Genomic DNA, 22,422 nt, shown 5'->3' on the forward strand with positions numbered 1-22,422 from the left:
TGCAACCCTTCGCCCAACGCACCATTTCCGGTAAGATAGAAAGAACATACTTGTTGCCTATGCAGATCGAACGCTATGCCCCAACTCGACGGCATTCTTGAGCGGATTACCTATCAGAGCGAGAGCACTGGCTATACGGTCGCGCAATTGCGCCCCGCCGGCAAACGCGATACTGTCACCATCGTCGGCCAATTGCTCGGCGTGCAACCCGGCGAACAGCTCATCCTCGAAGGTGAGTGGCGCGACCATCCGACCCATGGCCGCCAATTCAGCGTGCAACGCTACCACACCCGCCTGCCTGCCACCATCGACGGCATTCGCCGCTATCTCGGTAGCGGCCTGATCAAAGGGGTTGGCCCGGCCACCGCCAAACGGATCACCGAGACCTTTGGCAAATATACGCTCGACGTGCTCGACCGCGAGCCGGAGCGGTTGCGCGAGGTGCCGGGGTTAGGGCACAAGAAGGCTGAGCAGATCGCCGCGGCGTGGCGGGAGCAGCAGCGGATCAAAGACCTGATGCTGTTGCTACAAGACCTCGGCCTGCCGACCGGCGTTGCGGTGCGTATCTACAAGCACTACGGCGACGACGCGCTAGCGGTGGTGCAGCACGAACCGTACCGGCTTGCCGATGAGGTGGATGGGGTGGGATTTCGCACTGCCGACGCGATTGCCGCCGGTCTCGGCATTGCCCGCGACGACCCGCGCCGGATCGCTGCTGGGGTACGGTTTGCGCTCGGCCAAGCGTCGGATGACGGTCATTGCTATCTGCCGTGGCGCGAGTTGATCGAACGCGCCGCTAGCCTGCTCACGGTGGCGGCAACGAAGGTGCAGGCGGTAGTCGATCAGATGCTCGCCGCCGGCCAGCTCTGGCGCGATCCGGTGGTCACCGCCGCCACACCCGCTGAGCAGCCGATCTACTTGCCGCCGCTGGCCTTCGCCGAAATCGGCGTCGCCAATGCTATCCGGCGCTGGCTCGCGCAACGCTCGGCGCTGGCCTCCCACTACGCCCCTAGCCGCTGGGAACTGGTCTTTGCCCATCTGGCCGAACGGCGCGGCATCGATTTGAGTCCGCAGCAGCGTGCAGCGGTGCGGACTGCCTTGACCAGTCCGGTGATGCTGCTTACCGGCGGGCCGGGTACCGGCAAAACCACTAGTCTGCGCGCGCTGGTGCTCTTGCTGCGCGCTCGCGGCTACCGTCCCCTGCTGGCTGCGCCAACCGGACGCGCTGCCCGCCGGTTGAGCGAAGCCACCGGGATCGAGGCTCGCACGATCCACCGCCTGCTCGAATACAGTCCTGACGGCACGTTCCGCCGCAACGCCGATAATCCGCTCGCCTGCGATCTGCTGGTGATCGACGAAGCCAGCATGCTCGACGTGGTGCTGGCCAACCAACTGCTCAAGGCGACGCCTCTCAACGCACACGTGGTCATCGTCGGCGACGCCGACCAACTGCCGAGCGTCGGGCCGGGTCGCGTGCTCGGCGATCTGATCGACAGCGGGATCGTGCCGCGCATCCATCTCGACGCCATCTTTCGCCAAGCTGCCGGCAGCGGCATCGCCGCCAACGCGCGCCGCATCAACGACGGCCTGCTGCCGGAGTGGGGAGGGCACGACGACTTCTACTTCTTTGCCGCCGAGACACCCGAACGCTGCGCCGAACTCGTTGTTGAACTGGTGGTCGAACGTATCCCGCGCCGGTTCGGGTACGACCCGCGCCGCGACATCCAAGTGCTCAGCCCAACCCACAAAGGCAACGCCGGCGTGGCCGCCCTCAACACCGCCTTGCAAGCCGCCCTCAACCCGCCCCGGCCCGGCGTAGCCGAGTACCGCAGCGGCGCGACCGTCTTCCGGGTTGGTGATCGGGTCATCCAGCAGCGCAACGACTACGACCGCGATGTCTACAACGGCGACACCGGCGAGATCATCGCCATCGACGCCGCAGCGCCGACCGTGGTGGTGCGGTTTGAAGACGGGCGCGCCATCCGTTACAGCGGCCTCGACCTTGACGATCTCGCGCTCGCTTATGCGCTCAGCGTGCATAAAAGCCAAGGCAGCGAATACCCGGTGGTAGTGCTGCCGCTCTTGCTCCAACACCAACCGCTGCTGCAACGCAACCTGCTCTACACCGCCGTCACCCGCGCCCGCCAGCTTGTGGTCATCGTTGGCGACCGGCGCGCCGTCGCTGCCGCCGTTGCCGCCGCCGAGGTCGAACGGCGCTACACCGGCCTCAGCGTGCGGCTCCGGGATCAGTGACGCAAAACGGGCAAAGGCGCGGTAGAGCCGGACGGCTGTCCGGCTCCGCAGAGGTACGCAGAGGGTTTGTTGGGTGGGAACTGAGCGTACTTGTGCCAAACCTTCAACAACCTTTGCGTCCTTTGCGGACTTCGCGTCTTTGCGTTTGCATCTTGGCGGGCTTGGCGTCTTTTTCCAACGCTTGGTCATTACGCCAAGCGAGCGTGCTATAATGCGAATTACCCAACCTGATACCTAGTATGCAAAACAGGGTATGCCGGTTCAGACGAAAGAGCAAATCCTCGACCTCTTACGGAGACACCAGCGCGAGTTGCAGCGTTTGGGTGTGAGGCGCTGCGGTCTGTTTGGCTCATTCGCGCGGAATGAAGCGCAGGCAGGGAGTGATGTCGATATGTTGGTCGAATTCGAGCCAGATCAGAAAACGTTTGATCATTTCATGCAGCTTGCATTGTGCCTTGAAGATCTATTTGGCCGTAAGGTCGATTTGATGACGGTGGAAGCATTAAGCCCATACATTGGCCCGCATATTCTCCGTGAGGTTGAATATGTCTCGATCGGTGCGTGAGAATTGTTCAGCATACCTTCTTATGTATTTTTGACGTTGATCCTAACATCGTAAATAACATTCCAAAAAGTTCAAAAGATGATCACGCAAGAATATTCCTATGCTATAGATTTGGTTGTCCAGTCGCGCGGATGCCAACCGTGTGCATGTAAATAAAGAAGTTTTCTTGCCGAGGCATCGGCTACATCCGCACTGGTGCTGTCATCCATGCCAAACATACCTCACAGCATCACCACCATCATCCGCAGACTGGGCATCGTTCTGCTAGCTAAAGAGAGAACTCCAACCACACTCCTTCAATGTTGTCGATAGCTTGCCTGACGAACTGCCAAACTATTCGCCGTGTGATGATCGCTGCCGGGGCCGGCTTGGTCGTGATCGGGCTGCTCGTCGTGGGCATGAGTAGTGGGTTGGCAGATTGGGTAGTGTCGCTCGTGGCTGTTTGGCAAGGGGAGCCGCCGGCGCCGCATTGGCTGGCGAAAATTCATGCCATCGGCATCGAAGCAGTGGTCAGCGGGATAGCGCTGGTTGCGTTGGGTTGGGTCGCTCTGCCGCGCTGGAATTGGCTGGCGGCTCTCGTGCAACAGGAGAGCGTCGTATTCACTGTATCGCTGCTTGCGATTGGGGGATTGTGGCTGCCGGTCGCGCTCATTGGTCATAGCGCCGTCATTGGCGGCGAACGGTATTGGTGGCTCGATGATGACGCCATGATTTCAATGCGCTATGCCCGTCACCTTGCTCAGGGTGCGGGTTTGGTCTGGAATTTAGACGGTGAGCGCGTTGAGGGGTACACTAACCTGTTGTGGACACTCTATATGGCGTTGGTGCATCTGTTGCCGATCCCGGTTGCCCAAACCTCACTGATCATCCTGTTGACCAACATCACGCTTGCTGTTGCGACTATTCCTGTCATCATCCGCTTCGTGCGCGCGTTGGGCGGTGGCCCGTTGGTGGTTGCCGCCACCGTGATCGGCTTCGTGCTCAATAAAAATGTGATGGCGTGGACAACCGCCGGCTTTGAGACGATCTTGTTGACGTGGTTGTTTCTGCTGGCCACCTATCGAATTATCACGGAGGCGCAGCAGCGAACGCCGCGTCTACTCACTTTTGTGATCATCGCGCTCCTGTCGCTGGTTCGATCAGACGCGGTGATTTTGTCGGTGTTGCTATATGCGCTGGCGATGTGGTTACACCGCAACCGAACGCTGATCATCGGGTATGCGGCATTGTCGTTGGCTTTGCCGATAGTCCATGCCCTATTTAGAGCGTTGTATTACGGCGATGTGCTGCCCAACACTGCCTACCTGAAGGTCTTTGGCTGGGAGGGAGCATTGCAGGCGGGTTTCCGATACTTCGCCGCCTTTGCCATGCATTACCCTTTTGCGCTCGGTTTTGCGTTGTTCGGTTCGTTATTGACCAAAGACAAGGTGCGCCGCGCGTTGTTGGCAGTGGTTTTGGCATATATGGCGTATGTGATCTCTGTTGGCGGGGACGCCTTCCCCAACTTTCGGTTTTTTATACCGATCCTTCCTCTCATCCTCGTGTTGGCCTTCCTTGGGGTGCAATCGCTCATTCGCACTGGTTGGATAACGCCTGTGCAAGGAGAGCAACTATCCGCACCGCGTACCATCCTGTTGGCCGTTGGGTTGAGCGTTGTGCTAAGCGGCGTCATGATGGCGACTCTCGCGCCAATGATCGACTTGCTCGTTGCTGGAGCGCAATCAGGGTTCGCCATCAATCAGTGGTTTGCCTTCATCATCGGCGTGAGCGCACTCGCCGGCAGCGTAGCGGCTTTCTTTGGGCGGAACGCGCTGCAACGCCTGCTTTTCCAACCGGCTGTCGCATTCAGGCTCTGGTTTGGGTTGCTCTGTCTGATCGGAACGCCGTTGCTTGTGCCGGGGTACAGTTGGTTTCTGCTGCCCAATGTGGCTGATGTTGGCAACGTGACGATCGGGTTACTGCTGAAACGCAATACCCCGCCAACCAGCAAGGTTGCTGATTTCTGGGCCGGGTCGGTGTTCTACTTTTCTGAGCGCTATGCGATTGATTTGCTGGGGAAGTCAGATCGTCACATTGCCCGTCTGCCGGCTGCTTCGAGCGGTACGATGCCCGGCCACAATAAATTTGATTTTGACTACTCGTTAGGCGTCCTGAAACCCGATTTCGTGGTAGCTAACTTTGCCCTGCCGGTGGACGAAGCGATGTTGCGGCAATTAGCCACAGGCGACTTAGCATTCACCGGTCAATTATATTTCAACCAGATGTTTCAGCAGCATTGCCTGCCATACCCGATCCCTATCGATACTTGGCGAACGATCTTCGTTTGTGATTGGTCTGAGCAGATCAGCAAGCGGCATGATTGGGAAGCATGTTCTATCATAACTGCGGGCAATTGTGCTGCAGAACGTTAGGCTAGCGCAGGATCGCAACTGCATTGAAGTCACCTAGTCAGCATGCTCGGTATTATACGGCATTCGCGAATCATTGGCGGCGCGAGGAGGTTATCATCGAACGATAGACCTGTAGGGAAAGGAGGCGCTGATGAAGCGCCTCTTTTGCCTCATGCACCGCGCAGCGGGTTTTGGAATAGCCACAAAAAGACACAAAAGACGCAAAAATGCACCGAATCTCTTTTGCGTCCGTTGCGCGTTTTAGTGGCGATTTCCCCTCTCCGCATCCGTAGCATACGCTGTGGTACAACATCGCCTTTCCCGCAACCCAGCGGCTCCCCCTCGCCTACCTGACGGCAGGCGAGGGGGCCGGGGGTGAGGGTACACCGGCGCATTGCAAAGCTATCAACCACATCTACGCTCATGGATCCTGTCTTCCCCTCAACTATCATTGCTTCGGAAGCAATGCCCCTGCAGCCAGCATCCGCTTTCCGCCTGTCATTGCGAGGGGGCGCAGCCCCCGCAGCAAGCCCCCGCTTTCCGCCTGTCATTGCGAGGGGGCGCAGCCCCCGCAGCAATCTCCTCCTTCAGCGGAAACGGTGCGCTCAGGCACAAGCTTTCGCTGAAGCGGGGGATTGCTGCGGTCGGGCGACCCCGCTGCGCTAGGGGCTACCCCCTAGCAATGACAGTCGAACCTGCCGCCGTGCTCGCGTAATGACCTCAGCACACAATTGAAGGTCGCTAGGTCTCTCCCTCCCCCAGTGGAGTTGAGGAGCGGACAGAACATGTGGTTAGTCACATCCGTTGATCGCTATGCGATGCCGTAACGCTCGGCGATACACTCCCCTCTCCCGCGCCAGTGGGAGAGGGGCTGGGGGTGAGGGCGAAATGGTGCATCTCACAGCCTTCAACCACATCTACGCTTATACGTTCTGTCCGTCCTTGAATCCCCAGCGGGGGGTTGGGAGAGGAGCTTCATCAGCCAAGCGCAACGCCTTGCCTTCCCCATCCCCGCTGCGTACAATAGTGACACAGTGCATGCAGCCGCGCATGATGCCGCCAAACAGACCGGTTCAATAAAGGAAATCAGCGCTATGGCATACTACCTGAACCTGTTCTCACCCGAAACGTATGAGGCGTTCACTGCCTCGAACCGCACTGTTTCCGGCTTCCGGCTGCGACAGCAACAGGCGGCGCGTAAGATCAGGATAGGCGACAAATTGATCTGTTATGTAACCCGCCTGTCGCGCTGGATAGGTGTGCTTGAAATTACGAGTACCTATTATAAAGAAGACTCTCCCCTCTTCTACGAAAAAGATGATCCGTTTGTCGTGCGCTTTAAGGTACGCCCAATCGTGTGGTTGCCCAAAGAGAAGGCGATCCCGATTCGCACGGAACGGGTGTGGCGCACGTTGTCATTCACCCGCGAGTATGATCCAGACTACCCGTATTGGACTGGCAAGCTGCGCACGAGCTTGAACCAGCTTGACGATGAAGATGGCCGATTTCTCGAACAACTCATGGTGGCGCAGGCTACTGGCGGCGAGGTCTTTCCGGTTGACGAACGTGACTACCAGAAGTTGCTGTCCCATCGTGTGCGCCGGCTAGACAAGACGGTCTCGGTGTCGGTGCCGCAAGATACCCCGGACGATGGTGTGGTCCCGCCGGTTGAGGTGCGCGAGTCAATCAAGATTCAAGCCTTGCTGGCCAGCATTGGCGCGAAGATGGGGATGCGGATCTGGATTCTGCGCAACGACCGCAGCAGCGTCTTGGCCGAGTGGCCAAACGATCGCGATGTGCTCCTCGATGAGTTGCCGCTCAACTACGACGAAACCACCTTGCGGACGATCGAGCAGATTGATGTGTTGTGGCTCCGCCGGCGCTCGATTGTCCGCGCCTTTGAGGTTGAGCATACCACCTCAATCTATTCGGGTCTGTTGCGCATGGCCGATTTGCTCGCCCTCCAACCCAATATGGACATCAAGCTCCATATTGTGGCCCCTGCCGAGCGGCGCGAAAAGGTGTTTCAAGAGATTCGCCGGCCCGTCTTCTCGCTGTTGGAGAAGGGGCCGTTGTCGGAACTCTGCACCTTTCTGTCTTACGACAGCGTGCGCGAGTTGGTCAAGGAGCGCCATTTAGCACACTTATCCGATGAAGTGCTCGATGAGTATGCCGAAGAAGCGGAGTGAGCCTCAGCAGTGATATGCATTGGGTGCGATTGTGTGTGGTTGATGTATACTAAATGGGTAGTGAACCAAATGCTTTCCTATCACGCTTTATCCTCTCGCAAACGATAGGTCTATCGTTGAGTTGTTTATTATCAGACATGAACGGGGAAGAAAACCAGATGATGCAAGCGATCGAATTCCAAGCCACAGTTAAGAATGGTCTGATTGAGCTTCCTCCGCAATATGCTCAGCTTACCGGGCAGGTACGAGTGATCGTCTTGGTAGAACCTACCGTACAAACGAGCGAGAATGTGATCGATCAATTGCTGGCCCAACCGGTGCGCATCCCTAATTTTCGTCCATTGAGCCGAGCAGAAATCTATGCCCGCTGATATGCACATCTGACGCTATCATCGACTCCCCACCCCCCTCCCCACACTTGCCATCGCCCACAGCTCTCGCTATAATCCAAAGAAGAGCGGCGGCGCCCCCCCCCGCCGCTCTTGCCTGCTTGTGTGCCGGCGGCAACCAAACTATACGCCGCGTGATGAGAATAGAGGAGCGTTGCGTGATGTATGTGCAACACATGAACGAGGCGGGCCGGGCCTTGCTCGCCGCGTTAGAGACTAAAGATACGAGCGCGATTCAAGCCTCGGCAAAGCAGTTTGCCCAAGCGGTCGAGGCGGCGTGGCAGGCGTACCTGCGCGGCGAGGTCGCTACCCAGACCCGCGGCCAAGCCTTGCCGCGCACCATGCACCAGTTCGCCACGGTGGAATTGCCGGCGAAGGCGGCTGATCCGCAGGCGTGGCCGGCTATTGCCCGCGAAACCCGCATCTTTCTCAATATGTTGGGGGTGGTGGCCGGTTAGGGGTATACGGAACGTTCGCACCGGTTTAGCAGCGACGGCCCGGCGGGTCGTCGCGCTGTTTTTTTTTGTTCATTTTGTTGATTGACTGGTCAATCAACATGTGCTACACTCCTAGCAGATTGGTGCAGCCGGGCGCCGCTTGGGCAAGGTGATTGTGGTCAGCCTGTGGAGATCGCAAAGACGATAGCCTATCTGCGCTACCCAATCCAACCCTTCGCGCCTTTGCGGAGCCGGACAGCCGTCCGGCGCTACAGCGCCGTTGCTCACTCGGTGGTTTCACGATGCTTACTCCGCGTTGGCGAAAAGTTATCCGCGACTTGCGCGCCTTCCCCACCCGCACCGTGCTGGTGACGCTCTCGATTGCGGTTGGCGTCTTCGCCTTCGGCGTCATCCTCACCGCGCGAGCCGTGATCGGGCGCGAATTGCAGCGCAGCTTTCTCGCTATCGAGCCGGCCAGCGCAACGATCACCACCACCGCCTTTACCGATGACCTCGCCGAGGCGGTCGAACGGTTGCCGGAAGTGGCCGTCGCCGAAGGCCGTCGCGTTGTACCGGCTCGCATCCGCATCGGCCCCGATCGGTGGGAAGATGCGCTGATTACCGTCCTGCCCGACGATGGCATCCGCCGGATCGGGATTGTCCGGCCCCAAGCGGGGGCATGGCCGCCACCCGAACGGGCAATACTGGTGGAGCGGGCGTCGCTGGTGCGTGCTGGCTTGGCGATCGGCGAGACGGTCGTGGTTGAGTTGCCGGGGATCGGCGAGCGCGCGATGCCGGTGGCCGGTACGATCCACGATTTGAGTACGCCGCTGGCGGTGCTCACCGCGCAGACCTTCATCTATATGACCGAAGATACGTTGCGCTGGTTGGGCGGCCCCGCCGGTTATAACCAGTTGCACCTGATTGTCAACGGCGACCGGCGCGATGTGACCCAGATTCGGGCGATGGCGCAGGCGGTTGAGCAGTTGCTTGAGCGCAGCGGCCATCCGGTCATCCAGACCTACGTGCCGCCGCCGTTGCAGCATCCGGCTGAAGCTCTCTTGCCGGTGATTACCGTTTTGATGTTGATTGTCGGGCTGTTGGCGCTGGTTGCCAGTAGTTTTCTCAGCATCAATACAATCAGCGCCATCCTCAACCAACAGACCCGCCAGCTCGGTGTGATGGCGGCCATCGGCGCCGGGCCGCGGGCGCTGGCGGCGATGTATATGGCGACGGCGGCGTTGTTTGGGGTGTTGGCGCTGATGCTGGCAGTGCCGGCGGGCTTGCTGGCGACGCAGGGCCTTGCCGGTTTTTTGGCCGGGCAGTTGAATATCGATCTGCCATGGCCGGTTTGGAGTGGTGAGATTTTGCTGTTGCAGATCGTGGCCGGGATCGCAGTGCCGGTGCTGACCGCGTTGTGGCCGATTCGCAGCGCCTTACGCCGGCCCGTGCGCGCGTTGCTCAGCGGCGAGACAGCGCCGCCGCCGCCTCCGCTTGCTGTGACTCTGCTCACCCGCGTGCTGGGCCGGTTGCTGCGCCGGCCCACCCTCTTGGCGCTGCGCAATGCTTTTCGCCAGCGCGCCCGTTTAGCGCGCACGCTGGTGGCTTTGGCGTTGGGCGGCAGTGTCTTGATTACTGTCATGACCCAGCGCACCTCGCTGTTTGCCACACTTGAAGCGAGTCTGGCCGGGTTGAACTACGATCTCGAAGTGCAGTTGGCCCATTCCTACCGGATCGAGCGGATTGCGCCGCTGATTGAGTCGTTGCCGGCGGTGACCCGCCTTGAGAGCACGCTGCGCGCGCCGGCCTTTCCGGTGCGGCCCGATGGCACCGATGGCGAAGAGTTGGCGTTGCGCGCGTTGCCTGCCGATACCGATTTCTTCCATCCCCGCCTCGCTGAAGGGCGTTGGCTGGCCGGCCCCGGCGCGCGCGAGGTGGTCTTTTCAACCAATATCCGCAGTAAAGAACCCTACCTGCGCGTCGGCGATTGGGTAACACTCTCGATCCAAGGCCGCGAATCGCAGTGGCGACTGGTCGGCTTGATCGAGGTCTTTACCCCGCCGACCATGCCGGCGCAGGCCTATGTCGATCTCGCTGCCTTCACCGCCGAACAGGGTGGCGTGGGCCGCACCGATACAGTGCGGGTGGCGACCATCGGCCACGATCCGGCCAGCCATGCCGCGGCGGCAGCGGCGATTGAACAGCGGCTCACCGCCTACGGCATCGATCTGCGCCTCATCCGCACCATGAGCGACGAGCGGCGCATTCTCGAAGAGCGGTTCAATCTAGCGACCGGCGCGATCTCGATCATGGCATTGATTATCGGGGTCGTGGGTGCGCTCGGCCTCACTGGCACCCTCAGCATCAACGTGCTCGAACGCACCCGCGAGATCGGCATTCTGCGCGCCATCGGCGCCAGCGACGACGCCATCCGCGAATTGGTTGTCACTGAGGGTCTCACAATCGCGCTGCTGGCATGGGCCGGCGGGGTGCTCCTCTCGATTCCAATGAGCTATGCGCTGGCCTACAACTTTGGTATGGCGTTGCTCAATATTCCATTGATCTGGACGTACTCGTTCCCGGCGATTTGGATGTGGTTGGGGGTGGTGATCCTGTTTGCCTTGGTATCGAGCGTGTTGCCGGCGCGCGCCGCGACCCGCATCCCGGTGCGCGAAGCGCTGGCGTATGAGTGAGCCAGTCAACGCACCGTAGCGACGGACGGCTGTCCGTCTCCCGTGACGCCAAGGGAGCAAAGTAGCGACGGACGGCTGTCCGTCTCCTAGGCGCAAAGATGGTACACGCAAAGGCGCGAAGGGCGCGAAGAGTCGCAGAGAATATTGGAAATCCCCTGCGTCCTCGGCGCACTCTGCGGTCAGCAACATCAACGATATAAACACACAAAACCTATGAACCAACCACTGATCTTGCTCTCATCCGTTACCAAAGCCTATGCCACCGCCGCTGGCGACTATCTGGCCCTGCGCGGGATCGATCTGCGCATCGAGCCGGGTGAGTTTGTCGCGATTGTGGGCAAATCGGGCAGCGGCAAGTCAACCTTGCTCAACGTCATCACCGGGATTGACCGGGCCAGCAGCGGCGAGGTGTTGGTGGCCGGGGCCGATCTGATGCGTATGCCCGCCGCGCAGATGGCCGCGTGGCGCGGGCGCACGGTCGGAATCGTCTTCCAGTTTTTTCAGCTCTTGCCGACCCTCACCGCGTTGGAAAACGTGATGTTGCCAATGGATTTTGCTAATCTCGGCTCGCCGCGCGAACGGCGCGCACGAGCGTTGGCCTTGCTCGAACGGGTGGGGCTGGCCGACCAAGCCGAGAAGTTGCCGCTGGCGTTGTCGGGCGGCCAGCAGCAGCGGGTGGCGATTGCGCGCGCCTTGGCCAATAACCCGCCGCTGCTGGTGGCCGACGAGCCGACCGGTAATCTCGATTCGCAGACCGCCGAAGCGGTCTTTGAGCTGTTTGTCGAACTGGCCGGTCTCGGTACGACGATCGTGATGGTGACGCACGATAGTGAATTGGCCCGGCGGGCCGGACGGATGGTGCTGGTGGCTGATGGTCACATTGTTGGCTGAAAGGCGAGACGGTTATGCGCAGACTGCTTATTCCTCTGATTGCCGTCATCTTGATTGCTGGCGGCGCGTATGCCATTTTTGGCCCTAACGGGCCGGGGGCGCAGTCGGCCCCGGCCCCGATCCCAACCGGTGAAGCGACCGTGCCGCCGGTCAGCGTCGAAGGGCGGGTTGTGCCGCTGCAAGAGGCATGGTTGCGCTTCGAGCGCAGCGGGATCGTCAGCGCGATCTTGGTCGCGGAAGGTGATCAGGTGGCCGCCGGGCAAGCCTTAGCCCAGCTCGATGATCGGGCGCAGCGCTTGGCGGTGCAGCAAGCCGAAGCCAATCTCGCCCGCGCGCAGGCCCGCTATGCCCAACTGCTGGCCGGCGCGGCGCCGGAAGCGCGGGCCGCTGCCGAAGCCGCCGTCCAAGTCGCTGCTGCCCAAGCGACGCAAGTGGCGCTAGCGGTGGCTGCCCCCGACGAGAAGGCCGCGCTGGCCCAATTGGCCGAAGCCAAGGCCGCTCGCGCCGAGCTGTTGGCCGGCGCTGACCCGGAAGTGGTCGCGCAGGCGCAGGCGGCTCGCGACCAAGCGGCGGCCAACCTTGCCTCCCAACGCAGCGCGCTGGCGGCGGCGAAGGTCAATGCCCAGTTGGCGCTGGAACAGGCGGCCAACGTGTTGCGCGATCGCCAAGCCGACTACAGCCGCATCCATTGGGAAAACGAAGAGTTGAAACAGCGCCTTGGCGACGATGACCTGCCCCAAGCCCGCATTGACCTCGAAGCGGCGGCGTTGCGCGCAGTGCAGAACGCCGAGGTGGCGTTGGCGCAGGTGCGAGTGGCTGCCGAACAGGCGGCCCAAGCCGAGATCGAAGGGATTACCGCTGCCGAGGCCCGGCTGCGCGAAGCCGAGGCCCGCCTCGCCGCGTTGCTGGCCCCGCCTGCCGCCGATAAACTGGCCGCAATCGATGCCCGCATTGCCGCCGCCGAAGCGACGCTTGCCCGGCTGCGCGGCGATCCGCGCCAAGCACAGGTGGCGGTGGCCCAAGCCCAAGTGGCCTTGGCCCAAGCGCAGGCGGCGCAGGTCAATGCCGCGCCGCGTGATAACGATCTGGCGCTGGCCCAAGCCGACGTCGCCGCCGCCGAAGCGGCGCTGGCCCAAGCCCGGCTCGAACTCGACAAACTGACCCTACGCGCGCCGTTTGCTGGTACCGTGGCCCAGATCGAACTGCGCCTCGGCGAACTCGCCGCCCCCACTGCCCCGGCGCTGCTGCTCGGCGATCTCAGCGCATGGCGCATCGAAACCACCGACCTCACCGAGATCGATGCGGCTCGCATCGCTCCCGGCGCTGCGGTCACGGTGACGTTCGATGCCTTGCCCGGCGTGGCCTTGCCGGGCCGCGTCATCGCCATCGAACCCTACGGCGCCGACCGCTTGGGTGAGGTGGTGTATACCGCGACGATTGAATTGGTTCAGACCGATCCGCGTCTGCGCTGGAACATGACCGCGGTGATAACCTTCAATGGATCATAATTTTTGTACAGACGCACGGCCGTGCGGCTCTACCGCATATCATCACACAGGGATCAAACCATGCCCCCACGTGACGAAACCGAACAACGTCGCCAACAAATTATCGACGGCGCTCTCGATGCTTTTGCCCGCCTTGGCTTCGATCGCGCCACCAACCGCGATATTGCCCGCGCCGCCGGTATCGCCTCTCCCGGTCTGATCTACCATTACTTCAAAGACAAGACCGACCTGCTCTATCAGGTGATCCGCGAACGGATGCCGCTCGTCCCGATTGTTGATGCGGTCGAGCGGTTGGGTGATGAACCGCCGGAGGTGGTGTTGCCGCGGTTGGGCGAGCGGCTGGCGCAGGCGCTTGACCAGCCGCTGACGGTGGCGATCGGCAAGATTGTCATGGGTGAAGTGTTGCGCCATCCGCAATTGGCGCGGGTGATCAGTGAGATCGGGCCGGGCCGCGCCATTAATGCGTTGGCCGCCTATCTAGCCCGCCAAATGGAATTGGGCCGCTTGCGCCGCACCGACCCCCAGATTGCCGCTCGTCTCTTAATTGGCCCGATGATGTCCTACTTCTTCTCGCGCGAGGTGCTCAATCAACCCGAAGCGCGCGCGATCGACGCGCGCACGATGGCGGCTGAAGCGGTGGCTCACTTCTTGCGCAGCATGGCGCCCGAATCGTAAGGCGCAAAGGGAGCAAAGACGCAGAGAATGGATAACGCAAAGGCGCAGAGGACGCGAAGAGCGCGAAGGGTTTTGGGTTCTCCATCCCTCACAGTCCTCGCTCGCTCTGGCAAGAGTTTCACAATGAGACACCATAAGGTATGAACCACCTCGCATACTTCCTACCCCATCAAAAACCTCTGCGCCCTCTGCGTTCTTCGCGTCTTTGCGTTTGAATCCTTTGCGCCCTCTGCGTCCTTCGCGCCTTTGCGTTTGAATTCGTTGCGTCCTCTGCGGTTCACGACTTGCCCGGCACAAACTCATTGGTATAGGCCTTCTCCACCTCCACCGGCCCGGCCAGCAAGCCCGCCTCGCGCATAAACTGCTCGGTGCGCGCCCACAGTTGGCCGTCAGTGTAACCCAACCCGTGCTGCGCCGTCAGCTCGTTCTGCCAGAAGGGCAAGCTCTCTTCCAGCACTTTCCGCTGCAAGTCGAGGTTGCCGAGCTGCGCTTCGGGGATGAATTGCAAACTCAGATCGAACGCCTCCGCCGGATTGGCCAGCGTATCGGCCAACCCGCGCAAGCTGGCCCGCACAAACTTCCGCACCAATTCTGGCTCTTGCGCAATCAGCGCCTCGCTGACAGCGATGCCGTTGGCAGCCAGATTAAAGACATCGGCGGCCAGCAACACATTCACCTCCACCCCTTGCTCGCGCAACTGCACCGGCTCGTTCATCGCGTAGCCAATCGCCACCGGCACCTTGTCCTCCATCACCGCCGCCGCCTGTGTAAACCCGATCTCTTGCACCGTCACATCGGCCTCGGTCATACCACCGGCATAGAGCGCCGCCAACAGCGCGTAGAAGCTCTCGCCGAAGCGACCGGGAATGCCGATCGTCTGCCCGCGCAGGTCGTTAACGCTCGCCAGCGGTACATTTGCCTTGGCAAAAAACGCGATCGGGAAGCGCTGGTAGAGCGTCATGACCGTCTTGACCGGCACCCCTTGCTGGCGGGCCAGCAGCACCGACGTCCCGCTAGTGGTGGCAAAAGCCACGCCGCTGGCCGGCCACGTCGCCGCCCGTTGCAGCACGTCATTCTCGAAGTTGTAGTCGAAATTGACCTCAATCCCTTCCGCGGCGTAATAGCCCTTCGCTGCCGCGACATAATAGGGCGCAAACTGAATGTTCGGAATATACGACATCGCCAGCGTCACGGTGCGCAATGCCGGTTGCGGGTTGGCCGCTGGCGCGCTGGTTGGGGCCGCCGTCGGCGCCGGAGCCGGCGCGCTGCACGCCGAGATAATGAAAGTGATGAGGGTAAGGAATAGCATGAAACGCAGCTTCATAGTCGTTTCCTCGTTAGAATAGTCGTCATCTGTGTACGCCAGATATGCAAGAGTGCTTCAACCGTACGAAAACTGGGTTTACGCAGAAGCTCATGTACATGAACTACAGCGCATGTTTCATGCAAGAGTGCTTCAACCGTACGAAAACTGGGTTTACGCTTCCCATCGCACCAACAGCCGCTCGAGCAGGCCGGCCAGCACGTAAAGGGCGAGCGTAATCAGCGCCAGCGTCGCCAACGCGACAAAGATCAACGGGGTGTCAAACAAGCCGCGCGCAATATTGATTAATGCCCCCAACCCAGTGCGCCCGGCGACAAATTCGCCTACCACTGCGCCGGTCGTAGCCAGCGCCAAGCCGGTGCGCACGCCGCCAAACAGCACCGGTAGCGCCAGCGGCGCTTCGACATAGCGCAGCAGTTGCCAGCGGTTAGCCCCGCTGATATACGCCATCTCAATCAGCTCGCGCGGAATGCTGCGCAGCGCGACAATCGTGCTGATCAGAATCGGCAAGAAGGTGATCAGCGCCGCAACCAGCACCTTCGAGGTCATCCCGGCGCCAAACCAGAGGATGATCAGCGGCGCGACGGCCACCACCGGAATGGCTTGGCTAGCGGCCAACACCGGCGCCAGCGCCTGTTCGAGCCAGCGGATATGAGCGAGGATGTAGCCAAGGACGAGCGCAATGACGAGCGCCAGCGCGAAGCCGCCCAACGCGGCGCTGAGCGTCGCTGCCGTATGTTGCCAGAGCAACCCGCTGCTGAGCGCCTGCCCAAACCGGCTGGCGACCAGCGCCGGTGAGGGCAGAATAAAAGCCGGATAACCGCTGACGTTCACCACCGTCTGCCAGAGCGCCAGCAACGCCAGCAACGTCACCGGCAAGCCGAGCGCCGGCCATTCAAACCGCCGCCACGGTTTGGCTCGCGGCGCGGGAGTAGGCATTGGCAAAGTTTGCTGCATCGTCACCATCTCCTTTCTGGCGGGGAATCAAAAACCCCCGCCGAGCGAACGCTCTTCGGGGGACAGATACGGGAACAGAGCGGGTGATGAGCCCGCCTGCAACGGCAACGAAGCGAAGGCGCGCACTTCGCGCGTCGCCTACCATTGCCCATATCTGGATCTTCTTTACATCCGGACTGTAACCGTCGGCCCCGGAGTTGCACCGGATCCTGCGTGCCTCTCAACACGCTCGTGGGCTATACCACCGATCGGGAATTTCACCCTGCCCCGAAGATCGTTTGTCATTGGTGATAATAGCATCAATCGCGCGTTAGTGTCAAGGTAAGAAATCTGAACCGCCGCACGAATCATGCTGTACGCGCAACCGGGGTTGATTGCAAACGTAACGACCATGTAGAGCCGGACGGCTGTCCGGTTCCGCAAAGACGCCGTAGAGCCGGACGGCTGTCCGGCTCCGCAAAGGCGCATGTAGAGCCGGACGGCTGTCCGGCTCCGCAAAGGACGCAAAGAAATTTGGGGATGGTGCTCATCCCCCGCGCTCTCGACGTCCTCTGCGGTCATTTTTTGTGCTGCTGGTGTCTTTTTGTGGCTATTCCCCTCCCCCAGCGGGGGAGGGGCGAGGGGTGGGGCCAATGCCCCCCAGCGGGAGCGGGGCGAGGGGTGGGGGCGACTATCAAGGTGCAAAGGGGGCAAAGGCGCAGGGGTTCTTAACGCAAAGACGCCGTAGAGCCGGACGGCTGTCCGGCTCCGCAAAGGACGCAAAGAAATTTGGGGATGGTGCTCATCCCCCGCGCTCTCGACGTCCTCTGCGGTCATTTTTTGTGCTTCTTGTGTCTTTTTGTGGCTATTCCCCTCCCCCAGCGGGGGAGGGGCGAGGGGTGGGGGCCAATGCCCCCCAGCGGGAGAGGGGCGAGGGATGAGGGGCATTAGCCCGCGCAGCGGGCTTCGTAAACGTAGCCCGGCCCTTCAGGGCCGGGCGCAACGGGCGCGGGGATGCACTGCTTGGCCCCTGCCCCTGCCCTCTCACCTCTTAAGAAGGGAGCAAGTCGCTCCCTCTCAGGGCCGGGGGGTGAGGGCAAACGTCAAGACCCAGAACAATAGCTCCAAGCAGACACCAAAACCACCAAGAGTTTTTGTGCTTCTTGTGTCTTTTTGCGGCTATTCCCCTCCCCCAACGGTTGAGGCTGTGAGGGGGGGCGCAATCTCATCAGGTGTGTTAATCTACCCTTGCATTCAGATCAACTCGCTATTCCCCCTCTCCCGCGTCGTGAGAGAGGGTCTAGGGGTGAGGGCCACATGCCACGCTTCATCGTGTTCTTATTCTTGTTGCTCACCGCCTGCGCCGCGCCGAGTGCGCCGGCAACCCTATCATCAACCAAGATCGATCCGCCCACGGTGCTGAGCGATTTCAGTTTGCCGGCCAGCACCGGCGGCGAGCTGCGCCTGAGCGATCTGCGCGGCCAGCCGGTGCTGCTCTATTTTGGCTACACCCGCTGCCCTGATTACTGCCCGATCACGCTGGCCGAGTTCCGCCGCGCCCGCGAAGCGCTTGGCTCTGATGGCGAACGGGTGCATGTTGTCTTGATCAGCGTCGATCCGGCCAACGACACGCCCGACGTGCTGGCCGCCTACCTGCGCGGTTTCGGCCCCGGCTTTATCGGCTTGCAAGGCAACGACGCCACTCTGCGCCGGATCAGCAAGGAATACGGCTTGACCTACCGCCGCGGCGGCGGCCATCACCATCATAGCAGTGATGGCGTCGAGCATAGCACCGCGAGCTATCTGATTGATCAAAAGGGCCGGTTGCGGTTCGTTTATCAATATGGAACCGCAGCGAGCGTGTATGTCAACGACATCCGCGCCCTTTTGAGCGAACAGCCATGAACACGCGCCTCTCTCGTCGATCATTGCTTGCCTTGGGTATAGCCGCGCTGAGTAGCAGCGTGATCCGCGCCCAAGAGCCGGCTGAAACCACTATCTACCTCCCCTTCATTACTCGTGTACCGTTGCCGGGCACGCTGCTCGGCCCGTCGACTGGCACTGCCGCAGCGGCGATTGCGTGGCTGGCGCCGCGCAGCACTGCCTATACCCCCTACGATGTCAGTGTGATTGTCAATGGTTACGCCGAGATCGGCGCCGCCGCCGAACTTGATTGGTTCCTTGCCATTGCCCAATGCGCCCACGAGACCGGCAACCTGACGTCGTGGTGGTGCCAGCGTCCGCGCCGCAATCCCGCCGGGATCGGCGTCACCGGCGAGACCCGGCCCGGCACGCCCGACCAGCCGCCCGGCCCCGACTGGGCATGGGATGAAGCGAACCAAGTGTGGCGGGCCGGTCTCAGCTTTGCTTCGTGGGTGGGTGAGTCGATTCCGGCTCACCTTGGCCGGTTGTTGGCCTACGCCTTGCCAGTTGGCGCCGGCACGCCCTACCAACAGCAGTTAATCGACTATGCCCTGATGCGCCGGCCATTGCCTTCCTCGCTGCGCGGTGTGGCCGTGACCATTACTGATCTCAATGGACGGTGGGCGTATCCGGGTACCGAATATGGCCAGCGCATTCTCGACCTCGCCGAGCGCATGCGCAACGCTGGTTAGCAGATGGCAACCGTCGTTCACGGCGGTAATTGTCGTTATACCGCATCAACAAGCCAAAAATCTGGTACTGCCTATAGCCGAATTCATCCTTGACGGGGGCCGATTAAGGGTCGTATAATAAGGCTGTGTTAAGAGCGGCGCAACTCCAGTTAAGGAGGCCGGCTATGAAAACATGTGTCACAACGTGGTTGAGGGTTGTATAGGGCGGTACAGGCCAGTGCCTGTAGCCGCCCTTGATGTTTTCCGGGCAGAGACAAAGGAGGTCTCCCTATGCACTCGGACATGATCGGCAAAATCGAGAAAGCCCGGCGCTATGCCGCCGAACCGGAGCGCATTAAATTCAGTGATCTGCGAGCAACTTTCCATGGCGGCAACAGCGATCACGAGATTTCGCTGCACAATGGCCAATGGGCATGCAATTGCTCGTTCTTCCACAGTTGGGGCACCTGTGCCCACGTGATGGCGATGCAGCGCATTTTGCATCCGATGCTGACCGAAGAGGCGCGGCATGCCGATCTGGCTGTTCCCCAGCCTGATCTGAGCTCCTGACGGCAGCGCGCGCACTGTCACCTCGACATTGACGCCAACGCACGGCGCGGCGATACTGATAGCGGGACGAACGGCGTTCCGCTATCAGTGTTTTATGGCGAGGAGACATGGCACCACTGATCATTGCTCATCGCGGCGCGTCGGCTGATGCGCCGGAAAATACGCTGGCGGCGTTTGAATTGGCTCTGCGCCAACAGGCCGATATGATCGAACTCGATCTGCAGCCAACGGCTGATGGCGAGATTGTGGTCTTTCACGACGATGACACTTCGCGTTGGAATGGTCGCGCTGAGCCGGTAGCGCGCCTCACGCTGGCCGAATTTCGCCAGCTCGATATTCGCGGCGAGCGAGTGCCAACGCTGGCCGAGACGCTCGATTGGGCGCGCAGCGCCAATATGCCGCTCAACCTCGAATTGAAAAAGCCCGGTATGGCGGCGCGGTGTGTCCAGTTGCTTCGTGAATTCAAGCTGGTTGATCAGGTGATCGTTTCGTCATTCTTCCCGCAGGCCCTGCGCGAGTTGCGCGCGGTTGATCCCGCGATAGCCCGTGGTTATCTGATGGGAATTCGCACCTACCGGCCCGATGTGCGCCTGCGCGAGTTCTGGCCGTTTGGCGCCCTGCGCCGGATTGGGGCTGCTGCGTGGCACCCCTACCACGGCTTGCCCGGTCTCGATTGGGTGTTGCCCAAAGTGCGCCGGGCCGGGTATCAGGTCAATGTCTGGACGGTGGATGATCCGGATCGGCTGCGAACGTTAGCGGCGTTAGGGGCCAGTGGCTTGATTACCAATACCCCGGCGGCGGCGCGGGCCGCACTGGCAGGAGTTTTGCCGCAACGCTAAGCTGAAGATGATGGCTATACGCGCCAACACCCTCTCCAACCCTCGTTGCAGGTGCGTGGTGGCGTTCCCACAAAGGATGACACCGTGAAACGGCGGATCTGGCTGGTTGCGCGGGGGATAATGCCGTTGCTGGCAGTGTTGGTGGCGCTGATCGGCGTGCCGGCGCTGCTGGCATGGCTGATCGGCGGCGGCCCGTTCGGCTGGCCGCATCTGCTGATTGGGGTTGGGGTGGCTGCTGGCCTGCTGGTGATTGGCGGGTTGATATTCGGCTGGGCGTTGGGGAAGCGCCTCAAAGGGGATTAGGCCCGTCAAGGTGGCGTTCAAACGCGATTAGGCGCGGCACCACCGCGCGGCGCAGCTCGACATATTGGTTGGAAAGCCAATGCCCCACCCCGCGCACATGTGGCACCGGCGCTTTGCGCAGCCAGCGCAGGGCAAAGCGAGCGATCAGGTGCAACCGGCGCAGCAGCCGGTCGCGCCGGCCTAGCAGAATAATGGCCAGCAGATAGCCGGGCCAGCCGGGGATAATCGGAAAGAGTGAACCGATCAAGCCGAGGGCGAGGAAGAGCAAGCCAAGCACCCGGCGAACGGCAGGATTGAGGCGGAGAAAGCGGATCACTGCGCGCATGCGGTCTCCTGACGAAACGTTCGATGGATTGCCTCTATACTAGAGGTCGTTACTAGTATTGTACTAGAGCAAGCATACAACGTCATAACCGAGAAGTTGACAATCTTCTGAATCTTTGCTGATATACTGTCATCTGGGATAGAGGAAAAATCCACCTTCTGCGGAGGCGAAGAGCGATGAGCGAGCAATCGTGGTGGCAACGGTTCGTTGCCGCGATCGAACGCGAGTACGAACGGCGCATCCGGCGGGCCAGTTTGCTGGGTGAGTTCAAGCCGGCTGGCGATGACCATCACCATGGCCATGCTGCCGAGCCGGCCCATCCCGAACACGGTGAGGAAGACGAGGCGGTGATCGTGAACGTGCCGCGCGGTACCCGCATCAACCGTCCGTAATCGTAGGGGCATTGTAGGGGCAGAGCGTCGCTCTGCCCCTACAATGCCCCTACAAATTTCCTCGCTTGGCCTGTTCGCGCTCGATCGCCTCGAACAATGCCTTGAAATTGCCCTTGCCGAACCCACGGCTCCCTTTGCGCTGGATGATCTCGATAAAGAGGGTGGGCCGGTCTTGCAGCGGCTGGCTGAAGATTTGCAACAGATACCCCTCTTCGTCCCGATCGACCAGAATCCCGCGCGCTTGCAACTCCTGCCGGCTCTCGTCGATCGTGCCCACCCGCTGCTCAAGGTCATCGTAGTAGGCATCTGGCACGTGAATGAACGGAATGCCGGCGGCGCGCAGTGCGTCAACCGTCGCGCAGATGTCGCCGGTGGCGAGCGCGATATGCTGCACGCCGGGGCCGCCGTAATACTCCAGAAACTCCTCGATCTGGCTCTTGCGCCGGCCCTCTGCTGGTTCGTTGATCGGAAACTTGATCCGGCCAGTACCGTTCTGCATCACCTTCGACATCAAGGCGCTGTACTCGGTGCTGATGTCGTGATCATCGAAATGCACCAATTGGCTGAAACCGAGCACGTCGCGGTAGTACTTGACCCACCGGTTCATCGCACCGAGCTCAACGTTGCCGACAATGTGGTCAATCGCGGCAATGCCGGTTTCCGGGACGGGGATGTGCTCCATGATTGGCTGGAAGCCGGGCATAAAGACGCCACGGTACTCTTCCCGCTCGATGAAGGAATGCACGGTATCGCCGTAGGTGGCAATCGTCGCCTTCACCACCCGGCCATGCTCGTCAACGCACTCGGTGGGTGGTTGCACCGGAATACCGCCACGGGCGATCGCGGTTTCGTAGGCGGCGGCGGCATCACGCACCCGCAGCGCGATGTCCTTCACCCCGTCGCCGTGATGGGCAATGTGGCGGGCAATCGGATGGTCGGGGATGAGCGGCGCCGTCAGCATAAAGCGCACGTTGCGCCGTGCGAGCACGTAACTGGCTCGATCGCGCACTCCCGTCTCAAGGCCGGCATACGCAATCGGGCGCAAGCCAAGCGTGGTGCGGTAAAAGTGAGCGGCTTGCCGGGCGTTGCTGACATAAAACTCGACATAATCAATACCGAGCAGATCGAGTGGATCGGCGGAGCGCATTT

The 22,422-nt window shown here is 61.0% G+C and carries 20 protein-coding genes and 1 riboswitch; of the genes, 16 read left to right on the forward strand and 4 right to left on the reverse strand.

Going from position 1 to position 22,422, the window contains the following annotated elements; genetic code table 11:
• The first annotated feature begins 75 nt into the window (after positions 1 to 75).
• From recD2 to A6A03_RS08495, 10 genes are all read left to right on the forward strand, one after another.
• Positions 76 to 2,253, forward strand: coding sequence for an SF1B family DNA helicase RecD2 (recD2, locus tag A6A03_RS08450; protein ID WP_066786347.1), 2,178 nt, complete (start codon positions 76 to 78; stop codon positions 2,251 to 2,253).
• A 253-nt stretch (positions 2,254 to 2,506) separates the two neighbouring features.
• A complete protein-coding gene (locus tag A6A03_RS08455) occupies positions 2,507 to 2,818 on the forward strand; it encodes a nucleotidyltransferase family protein (RefSeq protein ID WP_066786350.1) in 312 nt (103 codons plus the stop codon).
• A gap of 344 nt (positions 2,819 to 3,162) precedes the next feature.
• On the forward strand, positions 3,163 to 5,229 hold the full coding sequence (locus A6A03_RS08460; protein WP_172812294.1) for a hypothetical protein: 2,067 nt from the start codon (positions 3,163 to 3,165) through the stop codon (positions 5,227 to 5,229).
• Positions 5,230 to 6,302: 1,073 nt separating this feature from the next.
• Positions 6,303 to 7,397, forward strand: a complete 1,095-nt coding sequence (locus A6A03_RS08465; RefSeq protein ID WP_066786358.1) for an EVE domain-containing protein — start codon at positions 6,303 to 6,305, stop codon at positions 7,395 to 7,397.
• 158 nt (positions 7,398 to 7,555) lie between these two features.
• Positions 7,556 to 7,768 carry a hypothetical protein gene (locus tag A6A03_RS08470; protein WP_066786430.1) on the forward strand — a complete coding sequence of 71 codons (213 nt, stop codon included), beginning with the start codon at positions 7,556 to 7,558 and terminating at the stop codon, positions 7,766 to 7,768.
• Between the two features lie 176 nt (positions 7,769 to 7,944).
• Complete coding sequence (locus A6A03_RS08475) at positions 7,945 to 8,244, forward strand: hypothetical protein (RefSeq protein WP_216636344.1); 300 nt, start codon at positions 7,945 to 7,947, stop codon at positions 8,242 to 8,244.
• 281 nt (positions 8,245 to 8,525) lie between these two features.
• Positions 8,526 to 10,916: an FtsX-like permease family protein gene (locus A6A03_RS08480; protein WP_066786363.1), complete on the forward strand. Its 2,391-nt coding sequence runs from the start codon at positions 8,526 to 8,528 to the stop codon at positions 10,914 to 10,916.
• A gap of 213 nt (positions 10,917 to 11,129) precedes the next feature.
• Positions 11,130 to 11,807: an ABC transporter ATP-binding protein gene (locus tag A6A03_RS08485; protein WP_066786365.1), complete on the forward strand. Its 678-nt coding sequence runs from the start codon at positions 11,130 to 11,132 to the stop codon at positions 11,805 to 11,807.
• Between the two features lie 14 nt (positions 11,808 to 11,821).
• A complete protein-coding gene (locus A6A03_RS08490) occupies positions 11,822 to 13,315 on the forward strand; it encodes an HlyD family secretion protein (RefSeq protein ID WP_066786368.1) in 1,494 nt (497 codons plus the stop codon).
• Positions 13,316 to 13,375: 60 nt separating this feature from the next.
• A complete protein-coding gene (locus A6A03_RS08495) occupies positions 13,376 to 13,990 on the forward strand; it encodes a TetR/AcrR family transcriptional regulator (protein ID WP_066786371.1) in 615 nt (204 codons plus the stop codon).
• Between the two features lie 277 nt (positions 13,991 to 14,267).
• Here the strand turns inward: A6A03_RS08495 and A6A03_RS08500 are convergent, their stop codons facing one another.
• Both A6A03_RS08500 and A6A03_RS08505 read right to left on the reverse strand, forming a co-directional pair.
• Complete coding sequence (locus A6A03_RS08500; RefSeq protein ID WP_066786373.1) at positions 14,268 to 15,314, reverse strand: ABC transporter substrate-binding protein; 1,047 nt, start codon at positions 15,312 to 15,314, stop codon at positions 14,268 to 14,270.
• Between the two features lie 153 nt (positions 15,315 to 15,467).
• Entirely contained in the window at positions 15,468 to 16,271 is an 804-nt protein-coding gene (locus A6A03_RS08505; RefSeq protein WP_066786375.1) for an ABC transporter permease, read from the reverse strand.
• Between the two features lie 154 nt (positions 16,272 to 16,425).
• Positions 16,426 to 16,550: riboswitch (FMN riboswitch) on the reverse strand.
• 1,017 nt (positions 16,551 to 17,567) lie between these two features.
• On the opposite strand from A6A03_RS08505, the gene A6A03_RS08510 reads away from it, so the two are divergent.
• From A6A03_RS08510 to A6A03_RS08530, 5 genes are all read left to right on the forward strand, one after another.
• On the forward strand, positions 17,568 to 18,155 hold the full coding sequence (locus tag A6A03_RS08510) for an SCO family protein (protein ID WP_066786378.1): 588 nt from the start codon (positions 17,568 to 17,570) through the stop codon (positions 18,153 to 18,155).
• A complete protein-coding gene (locus tag A6A03_RS08515) occupies positions 18,152 to 18,865 on the forward strand; it encodes a glucosaminidase domain-containing protein (protein ID WP_066786381.1) in 714 nt (237 codons plus the stop codon). The genes A6A03_RS08510 and A6A03_RS08515 overlap by 4 nt, the downstream gene beginning before the upstream one ends.
• 270 nt (positions 18,866 to 19,135) lie before the next feature.
• Positions 19,136 to 19,414: a hypothetical protein gene (locus tag A6A03_RS08520; protein ID WP_066786384.1), complete on the forward strand. Its 279-nt coding sequence runs from the start codon at positions 19,136 to 19,138 to the stop codon at positions 19,412 to 19,414.
• Positions 19,415 to 19,521: 107 nt separating this feature from the next.
• Complete coding sequence (locus tag A6A03_RS08525; protein ID WP_066786386.1) at positions 19,522 to 20,253, forward strand: glycerophosphodiester phosphodiesterase; 732 nt, start codon at positions 19,522 to 19,524, stop codon at positions 20,251 to 20,253.
• An 84-nt stretch (positions 20,254 to 20,337) separates the two neighbouring features.
• Entirely contained in the window at positions 20,338 to 20,556 is a 219-nt protein-coding gene (locus A6A03_RS08530) for a hypothetical protein (protein ID WP_066786389.1), read from the forward strand.
• Here A6A03_RS08530 and A6A03_RS08535 read toward each other — a convergent pair.
• On the reverse strand, positions 20,543 to 20,881 hold the full coding sequence (locus A6A03_RS08535) for a hypothetical protein (RefSeq protein WP_066786392.1): 339 nt from the start codon (positions 20,879 to 20,881) through the stop codon (positions 20,543 to 20,545). The two genes, A6A03_RS08530 and A6A03_RS08535, sit on opposite strands and share 14 nt — an antisense overlap.
• Positions 20,882 to 21,057: 176 nt before the next feature.
• On the opposite strand from A6A03_RS08535, the gene A6A03_RS08540 reads away from it, so the two are divergent.
• Complete coding sequence (locus A6A03_RS08540) at positions 21,058 to 21,273, forward strand: hypothetical protein (RefSeq protein ID WP_066786397.1); 216 nt, start codon at positions 21,058 to 21,060, stop codon at positions 21,271 to 21,273.
• A gap of 49 nt (positions 21,274 to 21,322) precedes the next feature.
• On the opposite strand, the gene hppD is transcribed toward A6A03_RS08540, so the two are convergent.
• Entirely contained in the window at positions 21,323 to 22,420 is a 1,098-nt protein-coding gene (gene hppD, locus A6A03_RS08545) for a 4-hydroxyphenylpyruvate dioxygenase (RefSeq protein WP_066786400.1), read from the reverse strand.
• Positions 22,421 to 22,422 lie beyond the last annotated feature (2 nt).

It is taken from the genome of Chloroflexus islandicus, from assembly GCF_001650695.1.
Lineage (GTDB): Bacteria > Chloroflexota > Chloroflexia > Chloroflexales > Chloroflexaceae > Chloroflexus > Chloroflexus islandicus.

Bases quoted from the DNA above. Each gene is read 5' to 3' on its own strand.
- recD2 (WP_066786347.1), top strand. From the start codon at position 76: ATGCCCCAACTCGACGGCATTCTTGAGCGGATTACCTATCAGAGCGAG.
- A6A03_RS08455 (WP_066786350.1), top strand. From the start codon at position 2,507: ATGCCGGTTCAGACGAAAGAGCAAATCCTCGACCTCTTACGGAGACAC.
- A6A03_RS08465 (WP_066786358.1), top strand. From the start codon at position 6,303: ATGGCATACTACCTGAACCTGTTCTCACCCGAAACGTATGAGGCGTTC.
- A6A03_RS08470 (WP_066786430.1), top strand. From the start codon at position 7,556: ATGATGCAAGCGATCGAATTCCAAGCCACAGTTAAGAATGGTCTGATT.
- A6A03_RS08480 (WP_066786363.1), top strand. From the start codon at position 8,526: ATGCTTACTCCGCGTTGGCGAAAAGTTATCCGCGACTTGCGCGCCTTC.
- A6A03_RS08485 (WP_066786365.1), top strand. From the start codon at position 11,130: ATGAACCAACCACTGATCTTGCTCTCATCCGTTACCAAAGCCTATGCC.
- A6A03_RS08490 (WP_066786368.1), top strand. From the start codon at position 11,822: ATGCGCAGACTGCTTATTCCTCTGATTGCCGTCATCTTGATTGCTGGC.
- A6A03_RS08495 (WP_066786371.1), top strand. From the start codon at position 13,376: ATGCCCCCACGTGACGAAACCGAACAACGTCGCCAACAAATTATCGAC.
- A6A03_RS08500 (WP_066786373.1), bottom strand. From the start codon at position 15,314: ATGAAGCTGCGTTTCATGCTATTCCTTACCCTCATCACTTTCATTATC.
- A6A03_RS08505 (WP_066786375.1), bottom strand. From the start codon at position 16,271: ATGCAGCAAACTTTGCCAATGCCTACTCCCGCGCCGCGAGCCAAACCG.
- A6A03_RS08510 (WP_066786378.1), top strand. From the start codon at position 17,568: ATGCCACGCTTCATCGTGTTCTTATTCTTGTTGCTCACCGCCTGCGCC.
- A6A03_RS08515 (WP_066786381.1), top strand. From the start codon at position 18,152: ATGAACACGCGCCTCTCTCGTCGATCATTGCTTGCCTTGGGTATAGCC.
- A6A03_RS08520 (WP_066786384.1), top strand. From the start codon at position 19,136: ATGCACTCGGACATGATCGGCAAAATCGAGAAAGCCCGGCGCTATGCC.
- A6A03_RS08525 (WP_066786386.1), top strand. From the start codon at position 19,522: ATGGCACCACTGATCATTGCTCATCGCGGCGCGTCGGCTGATGCGCCG.
- A6A03_RS08535 (WP_066786392.1), bottom strand. From the start codon at position 20,881: ATGCGCGCAGTGATCCGCTTTCTCCGCCTCAATCCTGCCGTTCGCCGG.
- A6A03_RS08540 (WP_066786397.1), top strand. From the start codon at position 21,058: ATGAGCGAGCAATCGTGGTGGCAACGGTTCGTTGCCGCGATCGAACGC.
- hppD (WP_066786400.1), bottom strand. From the start codon at position 22,420: ATGCGCTCCGCCGATCCACTCGATCTGCTCGGTATTGATTATGTCGAG.